Origin of the sequence: Bacteroides sp. RTP21281st1_H5_RTP21281_210402, from assembly GCF_040918965.1 — a bacterium.
Taxonomy (GTDB): Bacteria; Bacteroidota; Bacteroidia; order Bacteroidales; family Bacteroidaceae; genus Bacteroides; species Bacteroides congonensis.
This window is the reverse complement of record NZ_JBCOWR010000007.1, coordinates 35,671-48,363: the sequence shown is the minus strand read 5'-3', so window position 1 is coordinate 48,363 and position 12,693 is coordinate 35,671. Positions and strand designations below refer to the sequence as shown.

Sequence of the window (12,693 nt, the reverse complement as noted above, 5' to 3'; positions counted from 1 at the left end):
AGACTTCCTGTTTTGAGTGAATGTAAAGAAACAAACTGGGACTGTGGATGATAAAAAATGCCGGTTGTAATGGAAGTTACAGCCGGCATCCCATTTAGGATAGAACGTTTCTTATTTATTTTTCATCATTCTGACGAATTTCCACTCGGCGGATCTTGCCGCTGATTGTTTTCGGAAGTTCTTCCACAAATTCAATCACACGCGGATATTTATAAGGAGCAGTCACTTTCTTCACATGATTCTGTAATTCCTTAATGAGTTCTTCTCCGGCACGTGCTTTATAGTCTTTGGATAGAACAATCGTAGCTTTTACTACCTGTCCGCGAATCTCGTCGGGCACTCCGGTAATAGCACATTCCACAACAGCCGGATGAGTCATCAACGCACTTTCCACTTCGAACGGGCCGATGCGGTAACCGGAGCTCTTGATAACGTCGTCTGCACGACCGACAAACCAAAGGTAGCCGTCTTCGTCTTTCCAGGCAACGTCTCCAGTATAATAGATACCATCATGCCAGGCTTCGTGTGTACGTTCCGCATCGCGGTAGTACTCTTTGAAAAGTCCGAGAGGCTTGCCTTTGCTGGTGCGGATTACGATTTGTCCCTGCTCTCCGGCTTCAACCGAACGGCCTTCGTGGTCGATCAGGTCAACATCGTATTGCGGATTCGGCAGTCCCATGCTTCCCGGTTTCGGTTCCATCCAAGGCATGGTGGCGATAGTCAGGGTAGTTTCCGTCTGTCCGAAACCTTCCATCAGTTTGATACCTGTCAGTTTCTTGAATGTCTCGAATACGGCAGGATTCAGAGCTTCACCGGCAATCGTACAGTATTTGAGTGAAGACAAGTCGAACTTCGTCAGGTCTTCGTGAATCAGGAAGCGGAAGATAGTAGGCGGCGCGCAGAGGGAAGTGACATGATAATTCTGTATCATTTCCAAAATGGCGGCGGGAGTGAATTTCTCGTGGTCATACACGAAGATGTTTGCCCCGGCAATCCATTGTCCGTAAAGTTTCCCCCATACGGCTTTTCCCCAGCCCGTATCAGCGATGGTAAGGTGAAGGCTATTCTCGTCCAGATTATGCCAGAAGCTGCCTGTTACGATATGACCTAACGGATAGGTAAAATCATGTGCCACCATTTTAGGTTCGCCGGTAGTGCCGGAAGTGAAATACATCAGCGAAATATCATCGTTGGTATTTGCATGCCTCGGACGTACGAACGGGGCGGCATTCTCTATTCCTTGATGGAAATCTTCGAAACCTGCGGGGATTTCCGGACCGACACTGACCAGTTTCTCGACAGTCGGGCAGTCGGGAAGGGCATCTTTGATATGTTGCAGGATGATTCCTTCACCGGCGGCTACAATCATTTTGATGTCGGCAGCGTTGCAACGGTAGATAATATCCTTTTTTGTCAACAGGTGAGTGGCGGGGATAACGGTTGCTCCCAGCTTGTGAAGGGCAATGGTGCTGTACCAGAACTCGTAACGGCGTTTCAGAATCAGCATCACCATGTCGCCGCGACCGATGCCCAGGCTTTGGAAGTACGAGGCGGTCATGTCCGTATAGCGCTTCATGTCGGCAAATGAGAACTGGCGGCTCTCGCCTTTGTCATTTGTCCAGAGCAATGCGTTCTTGTCGGGTTGTTCGGCAGCCCAGGCATCTACTACGTCATAACCGAAGTTGAAGTTCTCCGGAACGTTTATTTTCAAGTTTTTGTTGAAATCCTCTTGTGAACTGAAAGAGGTCTGTGATAAAAATCTTTCTACCATGATATTATTACATAATTACTGCCAGAAAACGTACCGTTTTGCCATCGAGCGCTTTCATGCCATGTGGGAGTTTGGAATTAAAATAGATACTGTCGCCTTGGTTGAGGATGATTTCTTTGCCTTCGATATTGATAAGCATGCGTCCTTCAATCACAAGGTTGAATTCTTGTCCGTTGTGTTTGTTATAATGGATAGGTTCGTCGTCCCCTTTCGGTTCAACGGTAACGATGAACGGGTCGGCAGTGCGGTTCATGAAGCCCGATGCCAGTGACTGGTATTTATAGGCTTTCGTACGTTCAATGCTGACGCCTTTGCCTGCGCGGGTTACGAAATAACTACTCATCTTAGGTTCTTCGCCGAACATCAGGGCGTCGAGGGCAACATTATACGTACGTGCAATCTTCTGCAGCATGCTGACAGAAATGTCGTATTCTCCTGTTTCTGCAAGTCGGTATTCTTCAGCAGAGATGTCGCTGTCGCGGGCAATGTCCTCAGAAGTCAGTTCCAGTACATCACGCAATCCGCGAAGGCGTTCTGCTATCTGTTTAATTTGGTCATTCATACAAGTAGTCGGTATTTTATGATTAATAATTTTGTGGTTTTATTTGGATGCTTTCATCGCTTGGATGATAGCGGAAGTGAAGCCGTTATGCTCCAGTTCATTGATTCCTTTGATAGTGATTCCGCCCGGGGTAGTCACTTTGTCGATTTCTACGCTGGGGTGGGTGTCATTATTCAGAATCAGTGCGGCTGCCCCTTTCAGTGATTGGGCTACCATGGTCATGGCGTCTTTCGGGCGGATACCCATTTCGATGCCGGCTTGCATGGCTGCTTGCACGTATTTCAGGACGTAGGCGATGCCGCAGGAAGCCAGTGCGGTGGCTGCCGCTATTTTATCTTCGGGGATAAGCATCACTGTTCCCATTTCTTTGAAGAGTTGGAGAACGAATTTATCCTGTTCGTCGTTGGTATTTCGTGCGGCAACGAGTGTCATGCTTTCCAGTTCGCTGATAGCGGTGTTCGGGATAAGGCGGAACATCGGCATTTCCGGTGATACCACATAATGCGCCAGTTCCTCGAAACTGATGCCGGCGGCTACCGAGATAAGTATCTGTTTGCTTTTTAGTTTCAACTCGCGCATTACGGGTTGCATGAACCAAGGCTTTACGGCAAGGATAACGATGTCTGCTCCCAGCGCCGCTTCGGCATTGTTGTGAGTTGTAGAGATACCCGGAAATTCTTTTTTCAATTGTTCCAGTTTGCCTGCACTGGGGTTGGATATGATGATATCCGAGTCTTCTATCAGACTTCCTTTTGCCAGGCCGCGAGCGATGGAACCGCCCATATTGCCTGCACCGATGATAGCTATTTTCATATTACGCTTGTTTTTAATGAGTTGTCATAGACAAAGGTAACGGTAAATTGCGAAAAAACAAAAAGCAGCCTGAATAAGAAATAAATTTCTGATAGAGACTGCTTTTATCGTTGGCTGTTTATTAATCAAATGAGCGTTTAGAGTACCTTCTTGAAGCGCGCAAGGAACTCGTCCGCTTCTTCCATGCTGAGACAGAGAGGGGGCAGAAGACGAAGTACATTCGTGCCGCTTGCTCCGGTAAATACATGCTCGTCATAGATGAGACGGCTGCGCAGTTCTTTGATGGGTTCCTCGAATTCAAGTCCGATCATAAGTCCGCGTCCGCGTACTTCCTTGATTTGCGGGAATCTCTTGAGTTCTTCCAGCAGATAGTTACCTACTTTAGCTGCATTCTCTACCAGACTTTCCTGTTCGATGGCATCCATCACTGCGAGGGCTGCCGAACATGCCAGATGGTTTCCGCCGAAAGTAGTTCCTAATTGCCCGTACACAGGTTTGAACATCGGGCTGATAAGAACGCCTGCCATCGGGAATCCGTTTCCGATACCTTTGGCTACGGTGATAATATCCGGCTTGATGTCATTGTATTGGTGGGCGAAGAATTTACCGCTACGTCCGTATCCGCTCTGAATTTCATCGAGAATCAGGATAGTTCCTGTTTCGGTACATACTTTGCGGAGTTCCTGCATGAATTCGGTAGTCGGTATCTTGATACCCCCTACACCTTGTATTCCTTCAATGATAACGGCGCAAGTATCTCCCTTGGACAGTTCTTGCTTCATCGCTTCGATGTCGTTCAGCGGAAGATAAGTGACGTGTCCGTTGTTGTTGATGGGAGCGATGATGGACGGATTGTTGGTTGCTTCTACTGCTAGTGAAGTACGTCCGTGGAAAGCTTTGTTGAAAGATACGATTTTAGTGCGTCCGTTGTGGAACGAAGCCAGTTTCAAGGCATTTTCGTTGGCTTCGGCACCGCTGTTGATAAGAAACAGGCTGTAATCATCGTAGCCGGAAATCTTTCCCAGTCGTTCGGCTACTTCCTGCTGAAGCTTGTTGATTACCGAGTTCGAGTAGAAACCAAGTTTGGCTACCTGGTTACTAATCATCGCTACATAGTGGGGATGTGCGTGTCCGATAGAGATAACGGCATGACCGCCGTAGAGATCCAGATATTCTGTTCCGTTCTCGTCCCATACCTTACAGCCATCACCTTTGACTATGTTGATATTATATAAAGGGTATACGTCGAATAAATTCATAATTCTTTTGTTTTTAAAAAGCCGATGGCTTTAAGCGCAGTCCTACGGTTTCTTCCAGGTTGAACATCAGGTTCATGTTATGAACGGCCTGTCCGCTGGCACCTTTCAGCAAATTGTCGATACAGGAGATTATCAACAGCTTGTCGCCATGTTTCTCGAGGTGTAATAGACACTTGTTGGTATTGACTACTTGTTTGAGGTCTATATTCTTGTCTACGATGTGTACAAACGAGTCTTTCGCATAATATTCTTCGTACATACGGACGATTTCTTCCAGTGACACTTTGGTCTTTACTACTATCGTAGCGAAGATGCCGCGCGGGAAGTCGCCCCGGTATGGAATAAAATCAATGTCCGAATCAAAACTGTTCTGCAACTGTTGCAGTGACTGTTTGATTTCCGGTACGTGCTGATGGTCGAATGCTTTGTACACACTCATGTTATTGTTTCTCCAACTGAAATGACTGGTAGCTCCCGGTTTCACTCCGGCTCCGGTACTTCCCGTAATGGCGTTTACCATTACGTCGTCTGTCAACATCAGATTCTTTGCCAGCGGAAGCAAACCTAACTGGATGCAAGTGGCGAAACAACCGGGATTCGCTACATGCTTCGCCGTACAGGTAGCACGGCGGTTCAGTTCCGGCAGACCGTAGATGAAGTCATGGTCGTCACTCTTGATACGGTAGTCCATGGAGAGGTCAATAATCTTCAGGTCTTCCGGTATGTTGTGGCTTTCCATGAATTTCTTTGTGTCGCCGTGGGCTGTGCAGAAGAAAAGAACGTCGATTTCGTCCAGAGGTAATTGGTCGGTGAATCTGAGGTCTGTTTCTCCATATAAGCCTTCGTGTATGTCAGTGATTCTGTTTCCGGCATTACTGCTGCTGTTGATAAATACGATTTCAGTTTCCGGATGGTTAAGCAGCAGACGGATTAATTCGCCTGCCGTGTATCCTGCGCCACCAATGATTCCTGCTTTAATCATATCTCTTCGTCTTTATGGTTGTTATAGTAAACACGCAGCGGAGTGGAGGTCACTTTGATAAAGCCTTTCGCGTCTTCGGCTGTCCAGCCTTTCTGCATTTCACCGTATTCTCCGAATTTGGTTTTCACGAGGTCGTCTTCCGATTCCACGCCTACGGTAGAGAAGGAAAGCGGACGAAGTTCGAGGATAGCCGTACCGTTCACGTTGCGCTGGCTTTCCTGCAACATGGCTTCGATGTCGCGCATCACAGGTTCCAGATACTGGCTTTCGTGCAGGAACATACCGTACCAGTTGGCTACCTGATCTTTCCAGTATTGCTGCCATTTGCTCAGTGTATATTTCTCAAGGAAGCGGTGAGCGCCGATAATCAGCATCGGAGCGGCGGCTTCGAAACCTACACGGCCTTTGATACCGATAATCGTATCTCCTACATGCATATCACGCCCGATACCATAAGCGGCACCGATTTCTTCTACTTTCTGAATAGCTTTGATAGGGTCATCGAACTTCTCATCGTTGACAGCTTTCAGTTCACCCTTTTCGAAAGTAAGGCGGAGCTGTTCGCTACCTTCTTTTTCAACGTGTTTCAGATAAGCAGTTTCCGGCAATCCCTGTGCGGAATCGAGGATTTCGCCACCACAGATGGAAGTACCCCACAGACCTACGTTATACGAATATTTCAGTTTGGTGAAATCCGCGCTGAAACCATGTTTGTTCAGATAGTCTATTTCTTCCTGACGACTCAATGCCATGTCACGGGTCAGCGTGATGATTTCCACATTCGGAGCCAGTACGAGGAAAGTCATGTCGAAACGAATCTGGTCGTTACCTGCTCCGGTAGAACCGTGGGCGATAGCGTCCGCGCCGATTTCGTTGGCATAACGTGCGATAGCCAATGCCTGAAAGATACGTTCGGAACTGACCGAAATCGGATAAGTACCATTACGCAGCACATTTCCGTAAACCATATATTTCAAGCTCTTCTCGTAGTATTCCTGAGTGACGTCTATCGTTACATATTTCGCAGCTCCCAGTTTATAGGCGTTCTCTTCATTCGTTTTCAGTTGTTCTTCACTGAAACCGCCTGTATTGGCACAAGCTGCATATACTTCGTAACCTTTTTCTTTGGCGAGGTACATGACGGTGAACGATGTGTCCAGTCCGCCGCTGAATGCCACCACTACTTTTTTCTTCTTTTCTTCCATAGTGCTGTATATTTTTAAATGTTATTTCTTTCTTGTTCTTTTTTAATGTTCCGCGGTTCTGTCGGGTCGTACAGCATGGCTGTGCAGATGCAGAACTTGCGGTTCTTGGCAACCAGAATATCATGGTTGATACATCCTTCACATCCTTTCCAGAAAGCCTCGTCGTCTGTCAGTTCGTTGAAGGTAACGGGGACGTAGCCCAGTTCCGTATTCATCTTCATCACGGCTGCGCCGGAAGTCAGACTGAATATTTTCGCTTTCGGCCATCGGAGACGTGCCAGTTGGAAAGAAGCCTGTTTGATACGTTTCGCCAGTCCCAAACCACGGAAATCGGGATGAACAATCAGACCGGAAGTAGCTACATATTGCTTGTTTCCCCATGACTCGATGTAGGTGAATCCTGCGAATTCTTCTCCGCGGAGTGCAATAATGGCTTTTCCTTCTCTCATTTTTGTCGCTACGTATTCGTGTGTGCGTTCCGCGATTCCTGTTCCTCGTACGGCGGCAGCATTTCTGATAGTTTCCAAAATAGTGTCAACGTAAACCTCATGTGAGGCGTCGGCTACCATAACATCTATTTGTTGAGTGTCCATTTCTTTATATATATAATATAGGTATAATTATTCGATATTCGGAATGATGAGTGACAAGAGCTGACGTATCTTGCTGGTAGCAACTCCTTCACGCAACACCAGCATAATCGTATCGTCTCCGGCAATGGTTCCGAGAATTTCGGTGAACTCATTGTTGTCGATGTCATAAGCCATGCTGCTTGCATAACCGGGACGGGTACGGATAACGGCTATGTTACCGGAGAACTGCAAGGAGATGAATCCGTTGTTGCGTAACATTTCGCCGGCACTCTGGTCGGTAGAACGTTTATACATAATGTTGTTCGGCAGTACATATACATACTTACCGTTCATACTGGCAGCTTTGGCTACTTTCAGTTGTTTCAAATCTCGTGAGAGGGTGGCCTGCGTCAGTTCGAAGCCTTCGCGGTTCAGCTCTTGCAGCAGCTCTTCCTGCGAGCCTACCTCTTTGCTCGAGATAATCATTTTGATGGCGTCTAACCGATTTGCTTTCTTCTTCATTGTATAATTATTCTAATAACGCTGCAAAAGTATGCATTATTCGGGAGAAAATATGCATAAAACCATGCTTTTTTTGCATAAAAGTGAAAAATATGCTAAACTGTGGAAGTTTGGTTTTCTGTTTTGTGTCAAAATGTATATCCTTTCAATCAAAATACGTAAGGAACACGAGGCGGGAATCGCCTATCTTTGCAATGTAGGTAAATGGATACCTTAAATATATAGACAGAATACCATGAAACAAAACTTTTTTGCAGTCGATCTGGGCGCAACGAGCGGCCGTACAATCTTGGGAACTTTCATTGAAGGCGGATTAAACCTCGAGGAGATTAACCGTTTCCCCAACCATCTGATTGAAGTCGGTGGGCATTTTTATTGGGATATTTATGCATTATATCGTCATATCATTGACGGCTTGAAGCTGGTGGCTCACCGTGGAGAATCTATCGCTTCTATTGGTATTGATACATGGGGAGTGGATTTTGTGTGCATCGGAAAGGACGGAAACCTGCTTCGTCAGCCTTATGCGTATCGTGACCCGCATACGGTAGGAGCGCCGGAAGCTCTTTTCTCCCGTATTTCCCGTAGCGAAGTCTATGGCAAGACGGGTATTCAAATAATGAATTTTAATTCACTTTTCCAGTTGGACACTTTACGTCGTAATAATGACAGTGCATTGGCGGCGGCGGACAAGATTCTGTTTATGCCGGATGCATTGAGCTATATGTTGACCGGAGAAATGGTGACGGAATATACGATTGCTTCGACAGCCCAACTGGTGAATGCACAGACCCATCGTCTCGAACCGGAACTGTTGAAAGCAGTCGGCTTGAGTGAAAATAATTTCGGTCGTTTCGTATTTCCGGGTGAAAAGGTGGGAGTACTGACAGAAGAAGTACAGAAGATTACCGGATTGGGCGCTATCCCTGTGATTGCGGTAGCCGGACACGATACTGGTTCTGCTGTTGCCGCTGTTCCGGCATTAGACCGTAACTTTGCTTATCTAAGTAGCGGAACATGGTCGCTGATGGGTGTTGAAACGGATGCTCCGGTGATTAACGCTGAAACGGAAGCGTTGAACTTCACCAATGAAGGCGGTGTGGAAGGAACTATCCGCCTGCTGAAAAATATTTGTGGAATGTGGCTGTTGGAACGCTGCCGCTTGAATTGGGGGGATACGAGTTATCCCGAACTAATTAGCGAAGCGGATTCCTGTGAACCGTTCCGTAGCCTGATTAATCCCGATGATGATTGTTTCGCAAATCCTGCGGATATGGAGAAAGCCATAGCAGAATATTGCCATGCTACCGGACAGCCTGTTCCCGAACAGCGCGGACAAGTGGTACGCTGTATCTTCGAGAGTCTGGCTTTGCGTTATCGTCAGGTATTGGAGAACTTACGTTCGCTTTCTCCCCGCCCGATCGAGACATTGCACGTGATTGGCGGTGGTAGCCGTAACGACTTGCTGAATCAGTTTACAGCCAATGCCATTGGTATTCCGGTGGTTGCAGGCCCTTCCGAAGCTACTGCTATCGGTAATGTGATGATTCAGGCAATGGCGGCAGGAGAAGCTACGGATGTGGCAGGCATGCGCCGGTTGATAAACCGTTCCATTCCGTTGAAAACTTACCATCCGCAGGATACGGAAGCGTGGGATACGGCTTATATCCATTTTAAAAACTGTATCCGATAATTAAATAAATAACCGACAGAATAATCATTTTAAACAATAGAATATCATGAAAAAAGAAGAACTGATTCAGAAAGCGTATGAGATTGCTGTGGAACGTTATGCAGCAGTAGGTGTAGACACCGAACAAGTATTGAAAACTATGCAGGATTTCCATCTGTCGCTTCATTGCTGGCAGGCTGACGACGTGGCAGGATTCGAAGTGCAGGCAGGTTCATTGACAGGCGGTATCCAAGCTACCGGTAACTATCCGGGCAAAGCCCGCAACATCGACGAACTGCGTGCCGATATCTTGAAAGCCGCTTCTTATATCCCGGGTACTCACCGCCTGAATCTGCATGAAATCTACGGAGATTTTCAGGGCAAGGTAGTAGACCGTGACCAGGTGGAACCGGAGCATTTTAAGAGCTGGATAGAATGGGGTAAAGAACATAACATGAAACTTGACTTCAACTCTACTTCTTTCTCTCATCCGAAATCAGGTGATTTGTCACTGTCTAATCCTGACGAAGGCATCCGACAGTTCTGGATTGAGCATACAAAACGTTGCCGTGCGGTAGCCGAAGAAATGGGTAAGGCACAGGGCGACCCGTGTATCATGAATCTTTGGGTACACGACGGAAGTAAAGACATCACCGTAAACCGCATGAAGTATCGTGCATTGCTGAAAGACTCTCTGGATCAGATTTACGCTACCGAATATAAGAATATGAAGGACTGTATCGAATCCAAAGTGTTCGGTATCGGTCTGGAAAGCTATACAGTAGGTTCCAATGACTTCTATATCGGATATGGTGCTTCCCGCAACAAGATGATTACACTGGATACCGGTCACTTCCACCCGACAGAAAGTGTGGCTGACAAAGTATCTTCACTGTTGCTCTACGTTCCTGAACTGATGTTGCACGTAAGCCGTCCGGTTCGTTGGGATTCAGACCACGTTACTATCATGGACGACCCGACTATGGAACTGTTCCAGGAAATCGTTCGTTGTGGCGCATTAGACCGCGTACACTATGGTCTTGACTATTTCGATGCTTCTATCAACCGTATCGGTGCTTACGTAATCGGTAGCCGTGCCGCACAGAAATGCATGACCCGCGCCCTGCTCGAACCGATTGCCAAGTTGCGTGAATACGAAGCTAACGGACAGGGATTCCAACGTCTGGCTCTGCTTGAAGAAGAAAAAGCTCTTCCCTGGAATGCTGTATGGGATATGTTCTGCTTGAAGAACAATGTTCCGGTAGGTGAAGATTTCATTGCGGAAATCGAAAAGTACGAAGCCGAAGTAACTTCTAAACGATAAGTTATGGATATTTTAATCGGCTTGTTGATTATAGCCATCGGTAGTTTTTGCCAGTCCAGTTCCTATGTACCTATCAAAAAGGTGAAGGAATGGAGCTGGGAAAGCTTCTGGTTGATACAAGGTGTATTTGCCTGGTTAGTGTTCCCGTTCCTGGGTTCACTGCTGGGCGTGCCCCAAGGGAGCAGTTTGTTCGACTTGTGGAGAGCGGGAGGTGCTGGAATGAGCATCTTTTATGGTGTATTGTGGGGAGTAGGCGGTCTGACGTTCGGACTTTCCATGCGCTATCTGGGTGTTGCGTTGGGACAAAGTATCTCATTGGGTACTTGTGCCGGCTTTGGAACACTTCTTCCGGCTCTTTTCGCAGGGACAAATTTGTTCGAAGGTAACGGACTGATTCTTCTGCTGGGTGTTTGTATTACGTTGGCAGGTATCGCCGTTATCGGATATGCCGGCAGCTTGCGGGCGCAGAACATGAGTGAAGAAGAAAAACGTGCTGCCGTAAAAGACTTCGCATTGACAAAAGGGTTGCTCGTAGCATTGCTGGCAGGTGTGATGAGTGCTTGTTTCGCTTTGGGACTGGATGCCGGAACGCCTATCAAGGAAGCTGCTTTGGCAGGTGGTGTTGAAGGACTTTATGCCGGACTTCCTGTAATCTTCCTCGTTACGTTCGGTGGATTCCTGACGAATGCAGTGTATTGCCTGCAACAGAATGTGGCGAATAAATCCATGGGTGACTATGCGAAAGGAAAGGTATGGGGCAACAATCTGGTGTTCTGTGCCTTGGCTGGTGTACTGTGGTATATGCAGTTCTTCGGACTGGAAATGGGAAAGAGTTTCCTCACGGAAAGTCCTGTTTTACTGGCTTTCTCTTGGTGTATCCTGATGGCGTTGAATGTCACATTTAGTAATGTTTGGGGAATTATTCTGAAAGAATGGAAAGGCGTGTCAAACAAGACCATAACTGTGCTGATAGCTGGTCTGACCGTACTTATCTTCTCATTAGTGTTCCCAAATTTGTTTTAAAAAATTTAGGTGTGGGTTATACAGATTACGCAGTTTTTTTATAACTTGCGGCAAAATCAGTGTAATCTATGCCTAATTAAAATTATATTATAGAATGAAATCAATCTTAGAGAATCGTCCGGCACTTGCCAAAGAAGTAAATAAGGTAGCAGAAGTTGCCGGATACTTGTGGCAGAAAGGATGGGCTGAACGTAACGGTGGTAATATCACTGTTAATATCACAGAGTTTGTAGACGATGAAATCCATCAGATGAAACCGATCAGTGAAGTTAAATCTATCGGTGTGACTCTTCCTTATCTGAAAGGATGTTATTTCTACTGCAAGGGAACTAATAAACGCATGCGTGATTTAGCTCGTTGGCCGATGGCGAATGGTTCGGTGATCCGTATTTTGGATGACTGTGCCAGCTATGTAATTATCGCAGACGAGGCTGTGGCTCCGACATCGGAATTGCCTTCTCACTTGAGCGTACATAATGACCTGTTGAGCAAAAACTCTCCTTATAAAGCGTCTGTACATACACACCCGATAGAACTGATTGCCATGACACATTGTCCGAAATTCCTGGAAAAAGATGTGGCTACCAATCTGTTATGGAGTATGATTCCCGAAACAAAGGCATTCTGCCCGCGTGGTTTGGGTATCATTCCTTATAAATTGCCCAGTTCTGTAGAATTGGCGGAAGCTACCATCAAGGAATTGCAGGATTATGATGTTGTGATGTGGGAGAAACATGGTGTATTTGCAGTTGATTGCGATGCGATGCAGGCGTTCGACCAGATCGATGTACTTAATAAATCAGCTCTAATTTATATCGCAGCAAAAAATATGGGTTTTGAGCCGGATGGTATGAGTCAGGAACAGATGAAAGAAATGACAGTTGCTTTCAATTTGCCTAAATAATATTTTTACTAGTCATTGAATTTATAAACTTTAGCAACCGCAGCATTTTCTACCCTGGAAGGTGTTGCGGTTAATCCTTTAAAC

The 12,693-nt window shown here is 46.4% G+C and carries 12 protein-coding genes; 4 read left to right on the top strand and 8 right to left on the bottom strand.

The features are described from left to right. Positions 1–115 precede the first annotated feature (115 nt). The 8 genes from AB5443_RS12015 to argR all read right to left on the bottom strand — a co-directional run bounded on the left by AB5443_RS12015 (position 116) and on the right by argR (position 7,686). The gene (locus AB5443_RS12015) at positions 116–1,771 is read right to left on the bottom strand and encodes an AMP-binding protein (protein WP_368113587.1); all 1,656 of its coding nucleotides are present in this window, start codon (positions 1,769–1,771) and stop codon (positions 116–118) included. 7 nt (positions 1,772–1,778) lie between these two features. Beyond that, positions 1,779–2,333, bottom strand: a complete 555-nt coding sequence (locus AB5443_RS12010; protein ID WP_022137203.1) for a helix-turn-helix domain-containing protein — start codon at positions 2,331–2,333, stop codon at positions 1,779–1,781. 39 nt (positions 2,334–2,372) lie between these two features. Beyond that, a complete protein-coding gene (gene proC, locus AB5443_RS12005) occupies positions 2,373–3,146 on the bottom strand; it encodes a pyrroline-5-carboxylate reductase (RefSeq protein WP_044654756.1) in 774 nt (257 codons plus the stop codon). A 137-nt stretch (positions 3,147–3,283) separates the two neighbouring features. Beyond that, a complete protein-coding gene (locus AB5443_RS12000; protein WP_044654755.1) occupies positions 3,284–4,405 on the bottom strand; it encodes an aspartate aminotransferase family protein in 1,122 nt (373 codons plus the stop codon). A gap of 13 nt (positions 4,406–4,418) precedes the next feature. Then, the gene (gene argC / locus AB5443_RS11995; RefSeq protein WP_277132611.1) at positions 4,419–5,387 is read right to left on the bottom strand and encodes an N-acetyl-gamma-glutamyl-phosphate reductase; all 969 of its coding nucleotides are present in this window, start codon (positions 5,385–5,387) and stop codon (positions 4,419–4,421) included. After that, the gene (locus AB5443_RS11990; RefSeq protein ID WP_022137207.1) at positions 5,384–6,592 is read right to left on the bottom strand and encodes an argininosuccinate synthase; all 1,209 of its coding nucleotides are present in this window, start codon (positions 6,590–6,592) and stop codon (positions 5,384–5,386) included. The genes argC and AB5443_RS11990 overlap by 4 nt, the downstream gene beginning before the upstream one ends. A 14-nt stretch (positions 6,593–6,606) precedes the next feature. Further along, positions 6,607–7,185 (bottom strand): GNAT family N-acetyltransferase, encoded by a 579-nt coding sequence (locus tag AB5443_RS11985; RefSeq protein WP_044654753.1) that lies wholly within the window; start codon positions 7,183–7,185, stop codon positions 6,607–6,609. A 27-nt stretch (positions 7,186–7,212) separates the two neighbouring features. Next, positions 7,213–7,686 carry an arginine repressor gene (gene argR, locus AB5443_RS11980; RefSeq protein ID WP_022137208.1) on the bottom strand — a complete coding sequence of 158 codons (474 nt, stop codon included), beginning with the start codon at positions 7,684–7,686 and terminating at the stop codon, positions 7,213–7,215. A gap of 235 nt (positions 7,687–7,921) precedes the next feature. Between argR and rhaB the strand changes: the two genes are divergently transcribed. From rhaB to rhaD, 4 genes are all read left to right on the top strand, one after another. Next, positions 7,922–9,379 (top strand): rhamnulokinase, encoded by a 1,458-nt coding sequence (rhaB, locus tag AB5443_RS11975; protein ID WP_368113586.1) that lies wholly within the window; start codon positions 7,922–7,924, stop codon positions 9,377–9,379. Between the two features lie 46 nt (positions 9,380–9,425). Then, positions 9,426–10,682: an L-rhamnose isomerase gene (locus AB5443_RS11970; RefSeq protein WP_022137211.1), complete on the top strand. Its 1,257-nt coding sequence runs from the start codon at positions 9,426–9,428 to the stop codon at positions 10,680–10,682. A gap of 3 nt (positions 10,683–10,685) precedes the next feature. Then, positions 10,686–11,705 (top strand): L-rhamnose/proton symporter RhaT, encoded by a 1,020-nt coding sequence (rhaT, locus tag AB5443_RS11965; protein ID WP_368113585.1) that lies wholly within the window; start codon positions 10,686–10,688, stop codon positions 11,703–11,705. 94 nt (positions 11,706–11,799) lie between these two features. After that, positions 11,800–12,609 carry a rhamnulose-1-phosphate aldolase gene (gene rhaD / locus AB5443_RS11960; protein ID WP_368113583.1) on the top strand — a complete coding sequence of 270 codons (810 nt, stop codon included), beginning with the start codon at positions 11,800–11,802 and terminating at the stop codon, positions 12,607–12,609. Positions 12,610–12,693: the final 84 nt, after the last annotated feature.